General features: G+C 58.6%; 14 protein-coding genes and 5 pseudogenes. 10 read left to right on the top strand and 9 right to left on the bottom strand.

The window, feature by feature from the left end:
- Positions 1-59: 59 nt before the first annotated feature.
- Positions 60-1016 (bottom strand): AraC family transcriptional regulator, encoded by a 957-nt coding sequence (locus BRA1253DRAFT_RS00220; protein WP_009859179.1) that lies wholly within the window; start codon positions 1014-1016, stop codon positions 60-62.
- A 124-nt stretch (positions 1017-1140) separates the two neighbouring features.
- On the opposite strand from BRA1253DRAFT_RS00220, the gene BRA1253DRAFT_RS44920 reads away from it, so the two are divergent.
- The 3 genes from BRA1253DRAFT_RS44920 to BRA1253DRAFT_RS00215 all read left to right on the top strand — a co-directional run bounded on the left by BRA1253DRAFT_RS44920 (position 1141) and on the right by BRA1253DRAFT_RS00215 (position 4562).
- Positions 1141-1365, top strand: coding sequence for an NnrS family protein (locus BRA1253DRAFT_RS44920; protein ID WP_157158515.1), 225 nt, complete (start codon positions 1141-1143; stop codon positions 1363-1365).
- Between the two features lie 406 nt (positions 1366-1771).
- The gene (locus BRA1253DRAFT_RS46030; protein ID WP_371261289.1) at positions 1772-1885 is read left to right on the top strand and encodes a hypothetical protein; all 114 of its coding nucleotides are present in this window, start codon (positions 1772-1774) and stop codon (positions 1883-1885) included.
- Between the two features lie 109 nt (positions 1886-1994).
- Positions 1995-4562 carry a CHAT domain-containing protein gene (locus BRA1253DRAFT_RS00215; RefSeq protein WP_009859178.1) on the top strand — a complete coding sequence of 856 codons (2568 nt, stop codon included), beginning with the start codon at positions 1995-1997 and terminating at the stop codon, positions 4560-4562.
- A gap of 27 nt (positions 4563-4589) precedes the next feature.
- Here BRA1253DRAFT_RS00215 and BRA1253DRAFT_RS46025 read toward each other — a convergent pair whose 3' ends face one another.
- From BRA1253DRAFT_RS46025 to BRA1253DRAFT_RS00200, 4 genes and pseudogenes are all read right to left on the bottom strand, one after another.
- Positions 4590-5435, bottom strand: a complete 846-nt coding sequence (locus BRA1253DRAFT_RS46025) for a 3'-5' exonuclease (RefSeq protein WP_371261296.1) — start codon at positions 5433-5435, stop codon at positions 4590-4592.
- 231 nt (positions 5436-5666) lie between these two features.
- Positions 5667-5858 (bottom strand): annotated as a pseudogene (locus tag BRA1253DRAFT_RS46020) (UvrD-helicase domain-containing protein); the annotation flags it as partial.
- Positions 5855-6764, bottom strand: a pseudogene (locus tag BRA1253DRAFT_RS00205) (class I SAM-dependent methyltransferase); the annotation flags it as partial. The pseudogenes BRA1253DRAFT_RS46020 and BRA1253DRAFT_RS00205, both read right to left, overlap by 4 nt.
- A gap of 305 nt (positions 6765-7069) precedes the next feature.
- Complete coding sequence (locus BRA1253DRAFT_RS00200) at positions 7070-7585, bottom strand: hypothetical protein (RefSeq protein WP_009859176.1); 516 nt, start codon at positions 7583-7585, stop codon at positions 7070-7072.
- 539 nt (positions 7586-8124) lie between these two features.
- Between BRA1253DRAFT_RS00200 and BRA1253DRAFT_RS00195 the strand changes: the two genes are divergently transcribed.
- Entirely contained in the window at positions 8125-8622 is a 498-nt protein-coding gene (locus tag BRA1253DRAFT_RS00195) for a hypothetical protein (RefSeq protein WP_009859175.1), read from the top strand.
- A gap of 402 nt (positions 8623-9024) precedes the next feature.
- On the top strand, positions 9025-9375 hold the full coding sequence (locus tag BRA1253DRAFT_RS44915) for a hypothetical protein (protein WP_009859174.1): 351 nt from the start codon (positions 9025-9027) through the stop codon (positions 9373-9375).
- Between the two features lie 179 nt (positions 9376-9554).
- On the opposite strand, the gene BRA1253DRAFT_RS00185 is transcribed toward BRA1253DRAFT_RS44915, so the two are convergent.
- Positions 9555-12890, bottom strand: a complete 3336-nt coding sequence (locus tag BRA1253DRAFT_RS00185) for an AAA family ATPase (protein ID WP_009859173.1) — start codon at positions 12888-12890, stop codon at positions 9555-9557.
- 607 nt (positions 12891-13497) lie between these two features.
- Positions 13498-13900, bottom strand: a pseudogene (locus tag BRA1253DRAFT_RS00175) (transposase); the annotation flags it as partial.
- A gap of 170 nt (positions 13901-14070) precedes the next feature.
- On the opposite strand from BRA1253DRAFT_RS00175, the gene BRA1253DRAFT_RS00170 reads away from it, so the two are divergent.
- From BRA1253DRAFT_RS00170 to BRA1253DRAFT_RS44905, 5 genes are all read left to right on the top strand, one after another.
- Positions 14071-14259: a hypothetical protein gene (locus BRA1253DRAFT_RS00170; protein WP_035992068.1), complete on the top strand. Its 189-nt coding sequence runs from the start codon at positions 14071-14073 to the stop codon at positions 14257-14259.
- Positions 14260-14318: 59 nt separating this feature from the next.
- Positions 14319-14453 (top strand): sialate O-acetylesterase, encoded by a 135-nt coding sequence (locus BRA1253DRAFT_RS44910; RefSeq protein ID WP_245285823.1) that lies wholly within the window; start codon positions 14319-14321, stop codon positions 14451-14453.
- Between the two features lie 156 nt (positions 14454-14609).
- Positions 14610-14786, top strand: a complete 177-nt coding sequence (locus BRA1253DRAFT_RS44165) for a hypothetical protein (protein WP_009859170.1) — start codon at positions 14610-14612, stop codon at positions 14784-14786.
- Positions 14787-14989: 203 nt separating this feature from the next.
- Positions 14990-15247 (top strand): hypothetical protein, encoded by a 258-nt coding sequence (locus BRA1253DRAFT_RS00160; RefSeq protein ID WP_009859169.1) that lies wholly within the window; start codon positions 14990-14992, stop codon positions 15245-15247.
- A gap of 1445 nt (positions 15248-16692) precedes the next feature.
- On the top strand, positions 16693-16893 hold the full coding sequence (locus BRA1253DRAFT_RS44905) for a hypothetical protein (RefSeq protein ID WP_009859167.1): 201 nt from the start codon (positions 16693-16695) through the stop codon (positions 16891-16893).
- Here the strand turns inward: BRA1253DRAFT_RS44905 and BRA1253DRAFT_RS40730 are convergent.
- Positions 16874-17588 (bottom strand): annotated as a pseudogene (locus tag BRA1253DRAFT_RS40730) (IS5 family transposase). The gene BRA1253DRAFT_RS44905 and the pseudogene BRA1253DRAFT_RS40730 sit on opposite strands and share 20 nt — an antisense overlap.
- Before the next feature lie 48 nt (positions 17589-17636).
- A pseudogene (locus BRA1253DRAFT_RS00155) lies at positions 17637-17988 on the bottom strand (transposase); the annotation flags it as partial.

Raw genomic sequence — 17988 nt, 5'->3', positions numbered from 1 at the left:
GGCGCAAAATGATGCGTGAAAGGATCAGACTGCGCTTTCTGGATCCTAGGGCGCCCGCCTTACTCGCCTTTGTGCGCCAGTCGCCGCCACTCCCCCGGCGTCATCCCCATCCTTTCGGCGAAGACATGCCGGAATGCCGAAACGGATTGATACCCAACGGTCTCGGCCACCGCCTCAGTGCTGATCCCTGGCTTCTTCAACTCGTTGGCGGCCAGACTCATGCGGAGATCGGTCAACAAATCGAGGGCGGAGCGACCCAGCTTGTCCTGGAACTGGCGCATGAACGTAGCGCGCGACATCCCGCACAAATCGGCCAGATCGGGCAGTTTCCAAGGCCGCGCTGGATCCGCAAACATCGCCGCAACGGCTGGAGCCAGTCGCGGATTGCCAGCCACGGCCAACAAGCCCTCGGCCGATTCTCCGGATTCGCTCGCGGCGCGCAGGACGAGAGTGAATAGGACCGAAGAGAGCGCGTTGAGAATGGCGCGCCCTCCCGCCCTGTTACCAGCGGACTCCATTCGCATCAGCCCGACAAGTCCGGCAAGTTGGTTGGATGCGGACCCGATGCCCTCTTCTCCATCGCTGTCCACAGCCCGTGTCACCACATTAGCGGGCAGGTAGTTGCGGATCAGTCGATCATGGGGTGGCGCGACGAAAAACCGTCCGCACAGCAGATCCAGTCGCTCACCCCGCCCATCGTTCTCGCTCAACATCCATCCGGCAGAGCCCCGGCTCTCGTGAGTACGGACCGGCGTTTGGCCGCTGCCGTCGTGCAGCACATGCGCAGCACCATGAGGGAGCAGCACGATATCCCCGTTCACTAGCTCCCACGCTGTTCTCGACTCAGGATCCTCGAGAATGGCCCGGCCTCCGACAATAACGTGATAGGGGATCTCATTCGGCGCTGCCCTGGCCCAGGTAACACGCCATGGCGCGCCGTACGCGCAACGGACTTCGAGCTGGCCGGTAACGGTCACGATTTGCAGGAGATGGCTAAGCCAGTCCACTTCAGACATTGGACCTCGAAAACTGGAGATGGTGAAACAGCTTATCGTAACTGTGCATTAGTTCCAGCTCTCCATGCCTTGGCGGTTGGCGCGATCGGCACAATGACGCTGGCCATCATGACCCCGCGCCTCGCTGGGGCACACGGGGCGACCGCTTATTGCCGAATTAGGGACGCAGGCAATCTACGCCTTTGTTACTCTCGCTGCTCTTCTGCGCGTCTTCTCACCACTCGCGGGCGCGCAGACGATGCGCATAATGTGGCTCGCCGGCGCTTCGTGGACGGCGCTATCTCGGGATCGAAGGATCGATGCGCCTCTCAATTCTCCCATTCAAAGCGCAACGGGCGAGCTCGTTTGAGGGACACCACCAAGGGCTCCAATCAACTCGCAATAGGAATTTTAACTTTTTCGTTGCGAACTTCTCAGGCGCATCGCAATAAAAATCGCCAGTCGAACCGTGCCCGAGCCACCTGACGTAACCGATTAAGATTCCAATGTTCTGCGCACAGTGTCGGACACGATCTTCCAAGAACGGCTTGGTGCGCTTCCAAAGACGCATGCACCTAGGCGCCTCAAACGGAACCTGTTGACGTGGCGAGGTGCGAAGGCGAGTTCGGCCTCCAGTCTTGCACTATGGCAAGTGGTGGCGGCCTGAGCAAGAGATGGGCCGATTTGCCGGGACTTCTGAGCAAATTTGGGGTAGAGGGACCCGAACGGGTTCCGATCGCCCTTAACCGTATAAGTGTGTCTACGCCGTCGCAGAGATGGATGACGAGCTCGTTCTGAAGGTTCTGCGGCCAATCCGGAAAGACACAACGGAGACAGCATCTCGGCTTCGCGGGCGAATCGAGCGCATCCTCGATTGGGCGCGAGGATGAAATATCGCGTCGGTGACAATCCAGCTCGTTGGCGCGGTCATCTTGCTGGCGTGATTAGGGGAGACATTTATGACGGATCAGCGTGGCGCTTACTCCATATGATGCGCAAATGAAATGGCCTGATTCAATCGACTTGAATGCGATCACGCCAGTCGCCTTCCGCAAACGGCTCAAGCGGCGGTTGACGAATCCAATCCCTCACAACGAGCTGATCGTCCTCTACAACCGCATCATGAAGCTTGCTCGGGATAAGCCTACCGCAGCCGGATCGTTCGCCGACGCGGCCGTTAGCATCTTCAAACACCGCCGCGAACCCGACCGGGAAGCGCTTTTCCTCGAACTCAGCGCACGGAGCTGGATGCAGGCCGGTGAGCTGAAACCCGCGCTTGAAGCTACAAAAGCTTTCGTCGCACTAGCCCGCACGGAGCGCCATTTCCGAGATCTGGTCGAACTGACTGACGATCTCTGCGACGCCGCTTTGAGCGATGACCGACCAGAAGAGCTGGCGCCCAAGGTGCTCGCTGTGGCGACTGCGGTGTACGCGAAGGCGAACCAACCGGAGAAGCAGGTCAACGCCTATCTTCGAGCGGCTGGTCTCTTTGCCAGCCACGGTGCTATCCAGGCCGCATACCGTGCCGCGAACGATGCCGAAGACATAGCTCGACGGGTAGGTTCCATCTCACTGCTTGCGCGCGTCCTGCAGCAGGCGGCGATTATCGCCTACGAAGAGAAGGACTTCGAGTGGTCCGCTAATACTGGCCGTCAGGCTCTCGACGCCTACGCGGCGCTAGACGAGCATCCTCCCGCCGCGCTTCGTACCAACACCGCTACAGCGATGATGAACACGGGAGAGCATAAAGAAGCTTTGGATAATCTCGAAGCTGTGCTGCCCACGCTGACGGCCGGCGATCGGCTGGTCCAGTTCCAAGTCTACGTCAACATGGCCGTGTGTCGACGCAATCTAAGCGACCTGCCCGGGGCGAAGGGCGCACTGATCCAGGCTCGCGCAAACGCCGCACCCGATGATCCACCCGAGGCCCGCTTAGAGCTCGAACTTGTTGAGGCTCGTGTTCTGGCGGAGGCAGCGGATCTGCCCGCAACATCGGCGGCTCTCGGCCGGGCGGTGACATGCCTAGACGAGCTATTGGCTTCGCTGAACCGCTTGCACTACCGACGCGGTGTCCGCGAGCGTTACATTTCGCGCTTCGAATGGCTGCTACAGACCTTGACAGAGGAAGGCCCAGTGGACGCTGTGCTTTCTCCCATCGCCGCCATTTACGGTGGCGTGATTGCGGACTGGATGTCGGCGCTCGATTGGGGCGCAGCTGTCGCGCTCGATCGCTCACTTCCCGTCGCGATGGCGAGCTCCATTCCTGGACTCCTGCGAGAGATTGCCAAACAGGGCGCGCCCTTCCTCTATGGTTACCGCGAAAAGTATGACGATCCCTGGGAGCTCACGCTCGACGGGCAGCCCTGGGATCGCTTCGGAGAGCTGGCGGCCCAGCTGAGGTTGGCAGGTGCACTGCCGCCCTTCGCCATGGCCACCGCCACTGCTCAAGCCGAACTGCTTCGCGAGCGGCTAGCGCAGGGCTACTGCATCACCGCCTACACCTTTGCCGGTGGCGCGGCGTTATGGGTGCTGACCGAACGCTCCTATAAACGATTTCGGTTCGACTTTGATGAGCTCAAGACGTTCGTCGTCACGAGGACACGTTTCGAGGCCGGGAACGTGGATCGCGATACATTCATCGCCGCTCTTCGCGGACTACGCGATCGATTTTTGCCGGAACTGACCCCGATCTTCGATGACCTTGTCGCTTCAGGATCACCCGGCATCCTGCACCTCCAAGATGCGCTGAATGCCATGCCCATTACAATGCTCGCAGCTGAGCATGACCACCTCGGCGAAGCTATGAGGGCGGGCAAGTTCGAGGTGCGCGTGATTCCTGCGATATACCCAAGGTCGACGGACGAACCATTGAAGAGCCCGCACATATCCGTGATTCGGGATGACGCTGATGACCTACTTCTCGCTCGTTACGAGGCGCAGGTAGCTTGCTCGGCGATCGAAGCGTCGCGCGTTGCCATCTTTGCGCCGAATGATGTCGACGGCCTGCTCAACGACATGACTAAGACCGACGTGCTAGTCGTCTCGACCCACGGATCCGCCATCTCGCGATTCACGGACCCGAACTTCGGGTCCCTCGGCGCTGAGCCCGGCGAACACAGTATCAGCGTCAACCGCATTCAGACCGAGTTCCCTTGGTTTCCCTACCGACTGGCGGTATTGAACGCCTGCCACGCTGGTTCCGGCTCTGCAAGAAATTACCAGCGTCAGTTCCGAACCCATGATGTCGCAAGCTATCCCGCACTGCTTCTCTTGAACCGCCGATCGGTGGTAGGCGCTGCCGCCTGGCGTACCTCTGACACAGCGAGCTACATCCACCTCGCTCTGACGACGAAGGGTCTTGCGGAGGGCCTCACGCCATCTCGCGCCTTTTCGCGCGCCACCGCTCGCCTACGAAATTTGAGCAAGACCGAGACTCTCGAGCTGCTCAATCTGGTACCCGACCCAGGTGCTCGTGCTACAGCGGTTCAGAGGATCGCGGCTGCACCGGCAGCTGGAATGTTTAGCGAGCCCTATCTCTACGCTGGCTTTGAGGTTTATGTGGTCTAAGCTGTTCCTGACCAAGCCTTATCGAGGCTACTGCGATCGCCTCGGAGGGACTGCGTCGAGTACAGCCTCAGCAGCAGCAAGTCGCTCCGCAAGTTCGGTCACAAATGGCGAAGGTCCGAGGCGCTGGACGCCGTACCGACCCGGAACCCATCCCGAATAGAGCATGTGAACGGCGTCGCGCGCACGGGTTAGCCCAACGTAAAATAGACGCCTACTCTCCCGTAACTCAGCCTCGCCTTCATTTCGCCAAGGCACGGCGCCCAGATCCATAGCGACCATAATTACCACATCGTATTCACAACCTTTGGCGGAGTGCAGGGTGAGGAGGTTGAGGTGCTTGGGCGAGCCGTCTCTCCCACCTAAACTTACGAGATCAAGCCCCTCCAACTTGCCACCTTCAGCAAGCGCTGCATCCATTCGGCCAACCTGCTCATACTGGTCGGCAAGGCTTGGCTCTACAACGGAAAGTTGATCAACCAGCTCGGCCCTTATCGCCGCGACGAAATCCGCCGCCTGCGCCTCTTCAGCTCGATGGGACATGAGAAAGCTGGTCAGCGCGACTGTTGCCGTGCGCGCTGCTTGCTCGCTAGCGCGCCCGGCTCGAAAGCCTAACCAACGACCGATCAACCCGCCGAGTTGCGGTTTGCCCACACGCCAGCCGCCGGCGCACCAAGCCGCGCAATCCTCGATCCAGCTCGTGAGGCCTACCTTCTTGTAAGGCGCGGCATTGTCGACGCGGATGAAATCGAAGCCCGCTGCTGTCGCGGCCTCTGCCATCACATCCCCTATCGGCGCGGCGTGATATAGAATCGCTATGTCGCCCAATCTTCGATCAGCTTCTGCCGCGAGCGCCTCAGGAATGATTGTCTCCATCACGTAGGCGGCTTGATCTTCCAGCCCGCCAGAGCGTTCCGTGAATTTGATCGTTGCTTGCCGTTCTGGGTCGCGTGGCTCATAGCCACGCGCTTCCTGCAGAACAAATTCCGATGCGCGGATAATGCGACCTGCCGAACGATAGTTGAGTTGCAGACGCACTTCCTCAACATCCGGTCTCGCTGCTAGTTCCAGGAGTAGGGCTCCGTCGGCACCTGTAAATCCGTAAACGGACTGGTCGGCATCGCCAACCGCGAAGAGGCGAACGCCTCCGTCGAATGCCAACCGCTTGACAATTTCATGCAACGGAAGCCCGAGATCCTGATATTCGTCAACCGCCAATACCGGAAATTGCGCGGCGATGACTGGGAGCACCCAGTCATGTTGCGCCACGAGTTGATAGCCGAAGATCACAAGATCGTTGAAATCGAGGAGGCCCTGCCTCCGAAGGTCCTTCTCATAGGCTTCTACGATCCTTGAGATTGTCATGAGCAAACGGCTCGACGATCATCCACGCCCCGTCCTTGCCTAGTGTTTCCTTGACATGTTTGCCTGCCCCGACGGGATCGCCCATGTCATGCAGGCAATCGAAGAACGCCACCAGATCATAGTCTTTAGCCGGAAAATCCTTGGCGCTGGCCTGCGCGAACGTGATGCGATCTCCAACTCCCGCTTCTTGCGCCAGGACCTTCGCCCGTTCGACCGAAGGCTTGTGGTAATCGAACCCGAAGAACTCTGAATTGGGGTAGGCCTGCGCCATCACAATCGTAGAGGCGCCGTGGCCGCATCCGACATCGGCCACCTTGGCGCCGGCTTTCAGTTTCGCTTCGACGCCTTCGAGCGTCGGAATCCAGTTCGAAACTAGATTGGCGTTATAGCCCGGCCTGAAGAAGCGTTCGGTGCCAGAGAACAGACATTTCGAATGCTCGTGCCAACCAACGCCTTTCCCGGTTCGAAACGCTTCGGCGACTTTGGGTTCGTCGAGGTACGTGGACTGCACGACATCGAATGCGCCCGCAAAGAAGGCTGGCGACCCCTCTTCGGCGAAAGCCATGGCCTGCTCCGCCGAAAGTGAGAATGCATTTTTTTCCGGATGGTAGTCGATGTATCCCGAGGCGGCCTGCCCGGACAGCCATTCGCGCAAGTAACGCTCATGCAGTCCGGTCCTCTTCGCAAGCTCGGACGGAGTGATCACGGCACCATCCGCCATCGCCTTGTAGAGCCCGAGGCGATCGCCGAGCAGTATGCTTGCACCGCCAAGCGAGATGCCAAGTCGCCGACCAGCTTTCCTACCAGCGCGTTCAATTTTTCGACGTTTGGTTCACGCATTTCAGCTTCCTCCTCTTGAGAACAACCCAGCCTTTCAAACTAGCGTGGGAGGACCGGCAGATTGCGAGTGAAGGAGTTCACGTTTCCACGAGTGGCCTGCGTCGCTCGATATCAGCTTTGGGTCATCGCGTCTGTCGTTCGGCAGTCGAGCGGCTTCCGCTCGGCTCCCGCGCGGCCAAGCAGCGGCGGCACCTGCCAGGGGCAGCCAAAACTCGTGGTACTATCAGAATTGCCTCAGCCGCGGATCATCGCGTATTATCCGGGCATCGGTTTCGAACGTATGTAGCTGCCCAAGCTTGGTTGGCTCAGTTCGTCTTAGCGAATTTGTACGTTCCCTTCTTGTGGCCAATGACCTGACTGACGCCTTCGAAGTTGCTCTTAAGCGGGTCTATGGTGACGACGAGCGCAGCCTGGAGACCTTCAAATTTCCCCGTTCCACCAGTGATGTTGCAATTGTTGGGGGATCCAGGCATCCAGTCGCACTGCTCGAACAACTGATCGCCGTCCTTGTCGACGTAAGTACAGTATCCGTGAATCTCCGCCGTCTTTGCCGACGAATCCGTAAGGCGGCTCAGCTGGCAGCGTCCACCCATGTTGTTGAGTACAGGGTTTCCAGCCTCGTTCGAGGCTGCCATGGCTTGGTTGATAAAAACAAACTCTTTGCCGCCGCCGATGGACATTGGCTTGGGCGCTGGAATCGGCGTAGCGGTGAATATGACTGAGACCGAACCTTCCGGCGGCACGCTCTGAGCAACGACGCTCGAGCTGGTCAGAATGGCAACCAGCAAAAACGATGCGATGAGTACACGATTAATAGCCATCGTTCCCTCCCTTTATGATGGCGCAGAGAACTTATGCGAGCGAGCAGGCTATGCCCTGAGGAACGCTCCAGCAAGAGTTACAGACCAAACAAAGAGTAGCACGGTGTCGCAGGCGGAGCTCAGCAAGCAAAGGTGCGTCAGTAGAGCTGATCCACTCAAAATGGGCACATCCGCTGGCAATGAATATTTTCGCGTCGGGTCCATTCGCGTCGGTGTTGGTTGAAGTGCGCTAAATACTTGTGATCGCCAAGGATTAATCATGCGAATTGACAACCCGCACTTACCCCAATTTCCGAAGTGCGTGAAGTTGACAACTCCCGCACTACGAAGATGCCAAAGACGATGAAAGATCTGAAGAGTAGGCTTCTTAGTTTACAACCAAGTGCTTACCCCATTCTAGAACGGGTAAGTCCTCGCGGTAGACCGACACAAAGAGACCGCCGGTTTAACGCTTGCTTACGTAAGGTGTGCTGGTTGATTGACCTGGTGAAACCTGCAACGGTCATTTATTCAACCCCTCGTTGATCGGAGACGAGCATATGGGCCAGACATTGGAGTTCTTCTGTTTCATCGCACTGCTAGGGCTCGCGTCTGGTGGTCCTGCATTAGCAGCAGATCCGCCGAAGGAAGGCAGCTACGATTACACAGCCTGCTGGTCCGGCGCGAACAACGTGATTACATTCTCAAAAACCCACACTGCATCTAGTTTTGAAATGACCGGCACTACCCGCAGCAATCCTCCCGACGGCATGTTTGACAAGAACACCTTCCGATGCGTTGGCATGAACGCCTCGCTTGACGGAAAATTCGCAGGGTCCACCGTGTGCGAGACGGTAGATGTCGACGGAGACAAACGCCTGGCATACTTTTCGCTCGCAAGTGACGGAAGTCTCACCCGAGAAAACGTTTCAGGTACCGGAAAATACGAAGACATGAAGGCAAGCGGCACAGTCCACCCCCTAGGGCCTTTCCCGATCGTGAAAGCGGGAACGTTTCAGGACTGCAATCATCAGACCGGCACCTACAAGCTGAAGTAAGCCAGAGGCAATATCCGCTTTTGGTCGAGCATGTCGAGTGGATGCATCCACCGGCCTTCCCACATGCCCCAAAAGGGATGGCCTGCCGAAGTTGCGATCAGCTCGCTTTCGCTCAAAAAATGATGATGCGGGCATCTCGGACCTTTCATCGGTCAAGAAATGTCATCAGCCGCGCCGCACTCCCCCAGTTGCCCGGAGTAAAGCCGCAGCATGGCTTACCTTTAGTTGTGTTGTCCAGTTGTTGAACCTTTGCCCGAATTGGGGGACCCACTTCTGTACGCATCGGGGACGAAGGTCTCCCATGACGAAGCATCAAACGATTGTGGCTGTCGCGCTCATCGCCGGGTCGCAGCTGTAAGCGCTGTCTTGTTTTCCGGACGGCGTCAATCGCGGAGCAAAGAGATGTTTTCAGCAAAAGTTGGGGCACTGTTGCTTGGTTTAGCGATGCTAGTGACGCGAGCGCTCGCGGGCGATGATGGCCGATACGACAACTCTCCGCTGAAGCCATGGTTTGAAAGCTTGCAGAGCCAGTTCGGAAAGTGCTGCACCGATTTTGACGGGTACATAGTTTCCGACGTGGATTGGGAGTCCGATCGTGGGCGTTACCGCGTCCGCATCGACAACGAATGGGTTGACGTGCCTGACGGCGCCGTTGTCACACAACCAAACCGTTTCGGCCGTACAATGGTTTGGAGACATTACATTGACGGCCACCCACGCGTCCGATGCTTCATGCCTGGCACCATGACTTGATGCGTTTAGAAGGTAGTCCGCTTCGGGCGAAAATGTGAACAACACAATGTGAGCAACACTGGTCCGCCAAACCTCATCGACCGGACCTAACCGAGGCATGCCGCGACTTCGCTGATGGGGCAGCTACGGACCTAGACCATGAGAAGCTGGCGCCGGCCCCCCAAACTGGCTCCCGTGCATCAGGCCAGCTCATCGAGGAGTGCTCTGCCCTCGATGAGATCGCGCGTGTCGAAACCTTCGGTGAAGCTGCCGAGCACCGGCGCCAGTAGGGCACGCGCCTCGTCGATCTTGCCAGCTTCGCGCCACAGCCGGGCAAGTCCCTTCGCCGCGCGTAGCTCCCACATCCGCGCCGACTGCGCCGTCGCAAGCGTGAGCGCTCGCCGGAATTTTACCTCGGCATTCACCTTGTCCCCTTCTGCAAGCGCAAGTTCGGCGGCAAGCCGGTGTAACTCCGCCTCATACCAGCGTTCGTCCGTGGCCCGCACTAGGCGTAGTCCCTCGCCGAGCTGTTCCTCCGCTTCCGACCACCGACCGGCTTGCAGACAAATCTCGGCCAGGATTGATCTCTTATAGGGATGCTCGACCTTCTGCTCCGTCGCGACGAGCTTAGCCAGCGCGTCACGCATCAGCTCTATCCCACCTTCGGGTGCGCCGCGACAAGCCCGTGTCCAGCCTTCGAAAAGGCGCATCTGCGCGCGGAACACGACCCCTTTCTTCGCCGCAAGATCGAGCAGCCTAGCAACGTTCGCCTCCACGGCCGCACAATCTCCGCACATATGATGCAGATAGCAACCGTTGCTAAGTGCCATTGCATAGTAGAACTCTGAGCCCTTCCTTGAAGCCGCAATGGCTTCTGCGGCTAAAGCGTGCCCCTGGTTCGGAAATCCAAGCACGAACATGGTCCATGCCAAGTATGTCAGTGGCCAAGTGGGATACTGGCCGTGCGAGTAACGATTGACGCGCCCATGGTCTACGTTATCGACGCGCAGCGACTCTTCCAAATGTTGGCGACCGCGCACAAGGTCACCCAGCAAAAATGCTGTGCTGCCAATCAAATACTCTGCCACCTTCAGCGCTGAAGCATTCTGGTCAATCTGCGCAACCTCCATGAACTCGCTCGCATAGAGCTCGGCATCATGAAGCTTCGGCCGATTGAAAGCACCGACAAACTGACCATACATGACTTCCAACAGCCGATCGGCGTCGCCAATCTCCTCACATAGTGCGCGGGCACGCCTATAGCTGATCTCAGTCTGCAGTGAGCCCGAGCCACGGAGGGCACGATACACCGCGCCCAGCGACATCTGCAGGTCAAGCTCAGTACGCTTCCGCGCCTGGTCGGGCAGTTGCGGCACAAGTGCGACCGCCGCGGTAAAGGCGTGCTCAGCCTCGACGTAATTGGAACGTTCGCGCGCACGCGTGCCGGACCGCTGCCAATAGGCGATCGCGCGATCGTATATGCCGGCGGCCGCGTAGTGGTGTGCCAGCAGTTGGGGCTCCGCTTCTGCAATCTCCGGGAATTGCTGCTCAAGTACGTCGGCGGTTCGCGCATGCAGTTGCTGTCTGGAGGTGAAGAGCAGGGTTCCATAGGCGGCGTCCTGCACCAGCGCGTGCTTGAAGACGTAGTTGTTTTGAGGGGGCAAGCCGCGGCGGAACAGTAGTCCCGCGTGAACCAGCGCATCCAAGGCCGCGGTCAGTGCGTCTCGCTTCGGTGGCAAGACAGCTGTCAGGAGGGCCTCGCTGAATTCGCGGCCCAGCACCGCCGCCACTTGCGCGACTTCCTTCGTCCCGGCTGTCCGGTCCAGCCGCGCAACGAGGGCGTCCTGCAGCGTCACCGGAACCGAGAGCTGCAGTCGCCCGGCACGCCCGCTAGTAGTTTCGCCGTCGGCCAAGCCGGCCTCGAGTACCGCTTTGGTCAGCTCCTCGATGAAAAGCGGCACGCCGTCCGCTTTTGCGACGATCTGTTGAATTATTTCCGCCGGCAGCGCTTCGGTAGCAGCAAACGCACCAACCATGTCAGCTGCCTGCGCTGGGCTTAGCCGATTGAGCGTAAGCATGGTTAGATGGGGGCGGCCGCCGCTCCATGGCGGTACGTAGTCGGGTCGGTAGGTAATCAGGATCAGGACCCGAGAATCCTGCACACGATCCATCGCGGCCACTATTAAGTCTGCGCTAGAAGCGTCGATCCAATGCGCGTCTTCCACCACGATCAGCACCGGCTTCCGGGTCGCCAACCCAAGCATTCGATCGACCAATGCTGTCGCCGTTCTCTGCTTAAGGGTCTCTGCCGTCAGCTCCAGCCTCGGATAGTGCGAAGCAACAGGGATCGACAGCAAACCTGCAAACAGCGATGCTTTCTCGGGCACTGCCTGTCCAGATTCGGTCAACATCTGCTCGAGCTTGTTCAATTTAATCGCGGGTGGATCAGTTGGCAGGAACCCGGCCGCCTGTATCAACTGGCGCGCGAAGGGATATAGCGCGCTGGTCGCGAAATATGCCGAGCATTGGCACCGCAACCGTGCATGCGGCAGATCCGCTATTCGCTCGATGAGCGCCTCGGCAATCCGCGACTTGCCGATGCCAGGCTCCCCACAGAGCAATACGACCTGGCCCTCGCCTTGCTTCACCTGCTCCCAGCGGAGCAGCAATAAATTGACCTCTTCCTCGCGACCGATCAGCGGGAATGGCCCGCCAGGATGCAGCGCCTCAAAACGACTCTCGGTCAGACGCTCGCCGGTCACGCGCCACGCCTGCACAGGACGGGCGACGCCTTTCAGCTGGTGGACACCAATGTCTTCGTAGGTGAAAAAGCCAGCGACCAGCCGCTGTGTGCTGGAGCTGATCACTAAGGCATTGGGGGCGGCCAGCGACTGTAGCCGCGCAGCAACATTCGGTGTTTCACCGACAATCGCCATTTCCTCGCGTGCGCCACCCGCACCCATCTCGCCTGCCACCACAAGCCCGGTGTGCACGGCAAGGCGGACACTGAGCTCGATACCGAATTTCTTGGACAAGTCTCGATTCAGCAGGACGACCGCCTCGACAATATCCAGCCCAGCACTCACCGCACGTTGGGCGTCATCCTCATGCGCACGCGGAAGACCGAAATAGACCAGCAGACCGTCTCCAAGGTATTTCGCGAGATGGCCGTCATAGCGGTCAATGACGGCGACGCAAGCTGCTTGATAGGCGAGCAGTAATTCTCTCAGCTGTTCGGGATCGACAGTGCTGGAGAGAGCGGTAGAATCGACGAGATCGCAGAACATCACCGTCACCTGACGACGTTCCGCCTCGGATGTGCTCGGAGGAATTGCCGCTAAGGGCTTGGTCCGCATGAGCGCGGCGATTGCCCTGAGCAGACGCTTGCGGTCACCTAGCCTTGCAATCCCGAGATCTTTCAGATCGCTGTTACTGAGATCCGGCAGCAGATCAAAATCGACGCCGCTCTGTGCGAACGTTTCGGCATATCGCCCGAGTCCGAGATGCTCAAGCCAAGCTCTTACGTCATGGCTCATTGTCATGTCCTCAGCGCACCCAGGGCGTCTTAGAGTTTGCCAACTAGCTACTGAAGCGGACGAACCTGGCTCCGTGGATGAGCAATCCTATCTCATTCGACGTCATCTGTGGGAACAGTTTTCGGCCATAATTCTGCTCATTGGCGAGATCGGAGTACGTCCCGACGCACGATAGGCCGACGCGGCTGGCCTCTTTCGTGTCCTCGCAATTGAGCAGTCGCACGCCACGGAGACGTTCTAAAATCCTCATCTGCTACGGCTCAAAAGCGACGGTCGACGCGAGTGCAACTCGGCGCCCATTCTACCAGCGAAAGCGGACATCACGTTAACTGAGGCGCTCTTCGGCTTCGGGCCATACCGCAAGTTCTAGATTGTCTCGCGAACACTCGCCTCGATGCCGGCGGAGCCGCGAGCGGGCGCCTCGTCTTGGCCTTGGTCAACGTAGCTCGGGTAAAAGACTTCTGCTATTGTGGTGAAGTCTTTAGATTTGCAACGGGGGCGGTGAGACGGCAAGTGAGCCCGCTCGATCCATAGGACACAGTAACCGTCCCTCGGAAATCGTCTTCCAGTGTTCTCGAGATGAGGCGTGAGCCAAAGCCTTTAACGGCTGCGACACCAGCCGCTCGCGCACCCGATGCAGCGCCTGCAGATCCAGTTGCTCCGCAGTCTTGGTCCCCACGAACTTCATCGTCGGGCGCTGCACGGCTTCGGCAATCGCTTCGGCATCATTGAAGTCGTTCTTCTGTCCCTTGCTATAGGGGCGGACATATTTGGCCGGCATCAACCTGGCATCGTGACCAAGCGATACGAGTTTGCGGCTCAGTTGATGTGCGCCGACGCAGGCTTCCATGCCGATCAGGCAAGGCGGCATATTGGCGAGCCGCGCTTCCAATTGGCCACGCGACCACTTTTGCCGCAGCACGATGGCGCCCGCGCGCATCGTGGCCCACGACTTGGAACGAGTTCTTGCCGATATCGATGCCGATCACGGTATTGGGTGTCTGAGACATGGCGTGCTCCTCGTCGTTGGCGCCCCTTGCCAGCTTCGCTTGCTGGCGGGGCAGGAGCACGGCCGGACCATCCCATTCCCGGACTCCAGGGCATCGCGCTGCCCCTGAGGGAGTGGACGCTTTTAATCTGGTTAAATGCGGGAACCGGCGAGATCGCATCCGAATGCCCTATGGACGATCTGGACATCATCAGGGCGCGCGCCACCCGCGACGACAGTCGTAAATTGCGCGAGCGCGCCCGCGAGCTGTGCCGCCTTCTTGAGTTGCGGCGCGACCAGCTTCTCCTTGCTCGCGCCGAATTGGCCTCCACCAAAATGGAGAAGATAATCCGCAACCGACAGGTCAAAGGACAGCCCTGAGGGTGGAACTATTGCTCCAGATCAAAGGCCGCCTGCCGCGAGCCGCTGGTATGACTGCCATGAGTGATATGCCGCCGGACAAGCCAGACGTGAAGCCCCGCGAGAGCGACGAGGTCAGACGGCGCATCATCGAAGAGTATGCCGCGAACCTCCGCGAATTGATCAGGAAGCTTCGCCAGGAGTTGAAGTCCTGAAGGTCGGGGGGCCGCCCGATGGCGTCATAAAGACGCAACGGGCGAACTTTGCCAGCGAGCCCGCATTGTCAGAAAGGCCCCCCAAATTTCTTCCTAAGTTGTGCTTCGGCCAAGTTTTTGAGATCGGCTTTTCTCGTATTCTATTGAAGGGTCATCATGCGTGTCCCGCCCATCCAAAGTTCGTATATTGCTGCATTGTCGAAACTGCACGAGCAGCAATTGGAACGGCTGCGCATCAATCCAGAGATCGAAAAGCAATATGACGAAATCCGTCTGCTGAGGGAGAGACTAAGATTAGCCCTCAACCGGAAGAAGCTCCGCCCGCCGCTCTGAGCACACAAGCCGTCTCGCGATCTGTCACTGGCAAAGGCGCCTGATGCATCGATGTGCGCTTCCTTGAAGGAAGTGAACCGGGGCCCTTGAGGAGTGGACGGGATACTCGTTTGTAGCGAACGGCTCATTTTGAGTAAGTGAAATCAACGCATGGGACGGCGCTTGGTCAGAGGATCGCCCGGACCAGGACCGTGTTGGCCCACATGCGCTTCTACTTCGACTATCAGGACTCGGCGGGCATCATTCTTGACGACCAGGGCGAAGAACTTTCGGACTTGGCCGCCGCGCGGGACGCCGCGATGAGATATCTCGCCGAGGGGATACGAGACCACAGCCCTTCGGGCTTAACCGACAAGTTGTCCGTTTTCGTAAGAACGAGAGACGTTCCGATCATGACCGTGTCGGCTACGATTGAAGTCACCGCGGCAACACCGAGCGGGATAGATCGAAAACTCTCCTGAGGGAGTGGACTGCACACGTCCTCGCGCGGTGAGGCTTGAGCTGCTCATTTAGCATTCCCGCTTATGGCCTTCAGCGACCTCGGGAGACGTCCGCTTTCTCGCCGCTGTTAGGAGTTGAGCGGACATCAAGCGGCCAGCCGCTTAATGAGTACACAAGGGCCGGCGACTTCCAGTCCGGGAGGGTCATTGCAAAGTCCCCGATATCCCATTCACACAGCGTGGCAAGGTTCATGTGCGATCGCGGAATAGCCTTTGGAACCATCGGTTCCGAACTGACTTGGTTTGATCCACCGGACGCTTGCCGCCGATTACCGTCCGGTGCGGAATGGCGGCCCCAGCCCTTGGCCCCCCATCCCGCTGGGGCCGCTCTGTTTGCACGCGCTGAGCGATGGCCGCAGGTTGTTGTGCCAAGCTTCGAACCTGACGCCCTTCCGCATGCGCGCGGATTACCAAAGGAAAGAGGGCCGACTGAGGCGGCCTTCCCTTACGAGGGCGAGCACCACCGCCGATGAGTTAGCGGGGACTTGGCATAGCCTCGCGGTCGCAGTCTCGGCGAAATCGAACAGGTGGACCATCATAGGTCCCCGCTCCTGCCTGACCAGTTCAGACCGCCCCGAAATTTCTCGATCGATGCGACTTGGATGCTGGTTCATGCCCATTCTCCGAAGAAGAAGAAAGAGAGTCGCTTCCCGTTATTGCGACCGACTATAAAACGATGGAAAGTAGAAACTAGGACACCCAAAAATTCGTAAGACATGAGGGTCAACACGGGCACGCGTTGGGGTCCTCGGCGAAATCGGCTGACGCCCAGTGCGTCGATCTCAAGTGAACGTGCAGCTGAGCCGTTGCGAGGTGCGCTGTTGGTCTTGGGTGTGTGGAAACGGATAGCTCGTAGGCGGCCGTGGTCGACGATCGCCAGGCCGCCAGTGTTTTTCGCGTTGGAGCGTCTAAGTAGCCGGCCAAGGTGGTTATAGCGACGCGCGGCGTCGCCTTTGGACGCACTTTCCCGCTTTTAAGTGGCGCGGATGGCTGCAATCAGGCCCGGTTTGCCGACGATCTTCATCGCGCTTGTGAGGTGATTCTTACTGAACAGGCAGTCAGCGAAAGATGTAGCTATATCGCCTCCGGGCCAGGTGCATCGCCGCCCACGGTAACGTGTCGGCGCTGCCGTGCACGAGCAACCACACGGGCGAATCCGTGAAGACGGCGGCTGCCGCTTCCTGCTCGATTCCGCCCCAACATGTGACTGAAGTAGTTGCATACGCAGCAATTTGACGGCGGCCGGGGCCTGCTTCAGTTCGTTCCGTATCCGGAACGAACTGAAGGAAAGTCGCTGGCGTTGCAGATTTACAACCCGCACAGCCGACCGAAATACTAAGCTCGGCCATTGAGACAACCGAAACATATTTCATTCTTAGTTCAAATATGGTCAGCGGGGGCGAACGATGTTTGATGTCTATCGCAATGACAAGCGCGGCTTGCTCGTTCTAAGTACAGGCTCTGCCGTACCTGCGCTTTACTCTGCACATACCTGGCGCAAGAGCAGAAAACGAGTTCTCAAGGTTAGCAACGAAATCAAGTCAGCAGTTCAGGCACAAGGCTATTACATCCGCAGCCTGCGGACCACTAGGACGCGGACTCATTAAGGCGCAGCCACAACCGGATTGACGCAAGTTGAACAAATGCAAGGTAGTTGGCGGCGAGCCTGTCGTAGCGTGTCGCTACCCAACGGCATTGCTTGACCCTGTTGAAGAACCGTTCGACCTGATTGCGAGCGCGGTAGAGGTGCGGGCTAAAGTAGATAGGATCGCTGATTGCTTTTCGGCGGGATGTTGGCCCACTCGCCCTTCTTCATGGCAAACTCCCTGTCCAGTCGGCGTCATAGCCTCAGTCGGCAAGCAGCATTGATCCGGATTTAAGACGAGACAGCAGTTTTCCGGCCAGTCGAACGTCGTGCGCCTCGCCGCCAGCTCAACGCCAGCCGTACGGGTAGGCCATTGCCATCGACCACCGCGTGGATTTTGCTCGTCAAGCCGCCGCGTGACCTTCCCATCGATTGGCGCTGGTTCCTTGTGATGCAGGCCCCATGTTGATGCACGCGAACAATAGACGTGTCCGATCATTTGCACGGCAGCATCATGAGCGCCAGCCAGTGCACTCATGAGCTTGACCCACACGCCCGCCCGTCGCCAGCGAACGAACCTATTGTAGCAGGTCGTGTACGGACCGAAGTTTTCTGGCAGGTCGCGCCATGGTGCTCCAGAGCGCAAGATCCAGAAGATGCCATCGAGGACGCGACGGTCATCACTCGTGGCACACCACGCGGCTTATTTGGCAGCATCGGCTTAATGGCAAACCACTCATTGTCTGTAAGCGCTTAGCCGCAACCCTATTGAGGCTGGCTTGACGTTTTGCGGAATCGCCACGGCATGAGGTCTTTGATGCGGCTATGGGGATGGCCGTCGATGATCGTCTCGAGTGTTTCGGCGATGTAGGCGGCCGGGTTGACGTCGTTGAGCTTGCAGGTGGCGACGATCGAGGCGAGCAAGGCCCAGTTTTCGGCTCCGACCTCATGACCGGCGAAGAGCGCATTTTTCTGGTCAGGCAGACTGGCCGGATGGCGTTCTCGACAGGGTTCGTGTCGAGCTCGAGGCGCCCGTCTTCGAGGAAGCGGGTCAGACCTTGCCAATGATTGAGCGCGTAGCGGATGTCCTCGGCGAGCGTCGAACCGCTGGAGATCA

Origin of the sequence: Bradyrhizobium sp. WSM1253 (assembly GCF_000244935.1) — a bacterium.
Lineage (GTDB): Bacteria > Pseudomonadota > Alphaproteobacteria > Rhizobiales > Xanthobacteraceae > Bradyrhizobium > Bradyrhizobium canariense.
The sequence above is the reverse complement of the archived record's forward strand: the minus strand, read 5'-3'. Positions and strand labels throughout refer to the sequence as shown.

Bases quoted from the DNA above. Each gene is read 5' to 3' on its own strand.
- BRA1253DRAFT_RS00220 (WP_009859179.1), bottom strand. From the start codon at position 1,016: ATGTCTGAAGTGGACTGGCTTAGCCATCTCCTGCAAATCGTGACCGTT.
- BRA1253DRAFT_RS46030 (WP_371261289.1), top strand. From the start codon at position 1,772: ATGGATGACGAGCTCGTTCTGAAGGTTCTGCGGCCAATCCGGAAAGAC.
- BRA1253DRAFT_RS00215 (WP_009859178.1), top strand. From the start codon at position 1,995: ATGAAATGGCCTGATTCAATCGACTTGAATGCGATCACGCCAGTCGCC.
- BRA1253DRAFT_RS46025 (WP_371261296.1), bottom strand. From the start codon at position 5,435: ATGGAGACAATCATTCCTGAGGCGCTCGCGGCAGAAGCTGATCGAAGA.
- BRA1253DRAFT_RS00200 (WP_009859176.1), bottom strand. From the start codon at position 7,585: ATGGCTATTAATCGTGTACTCATCGCATCGTTTTTGCTGGTTGCCATT.
- BRA1253DRAFT_RS00195 (WP_009859175.1), top strand. From the start codon at position 8,125: ATGGGCCAGACATTGGAGTTCTTCTGTTTCATCGCACTGCTAGGGCTC.
- BRA1253DRAFT_RS44915 (WP_009859174.1), top strand. From the start codon at position 9,025: ATGTTTTCAGCAAAAGTTGGGGCACTGTTGCTTGGTTTAGCGATGCTA.
- BRA1253DRAFT_RS00185 (WP_009859173.1), bottom strand. From the start codon at position 12,890: ATGAGCCATGACGTAAGAGCTTGGCTTGAGCATCTCGGACTCGGGCGA.
- BRA1253DRAFT_RS00170 (WP_035992068.1), top strand. From the start codon at position 14,071: ATGGACGATCTGGACATCATCAGGGCGCGCGCCACCCGCGACGACAGT.
- BRA1253DRAFT_RS44910 (WP_245285823.1), top strand. From the start codon at position 14,319: ATGAGTGATATGCCGCCGGACAAGCCAGACGTGAAGCCCCGCGAGAGC.
- BRA1253DRAFT_RS44165 (WP_009859170.1), top strand. From the start codon at position 14,610: ATGCGTGTCCCGCCCATCCAAAGTTCGTATATTGCTGCATTGTCGAAA.
- BRA1253DRAFT_RS00160 (WP_009859169.1), top strand. From the start codon at position 14,990: ATGCGCTTCTACTTCGACTATCAGGACTCGGCGGGCATCATTCTTGAC.
- BRA1253DRAFT_RS44905 (WP_009859167.1), top strand. From the start codon at position 16,693: ATGTTTGATGTCTATCGCAATGACAAGCGCGGCTTGCTCGTTCTAAGT.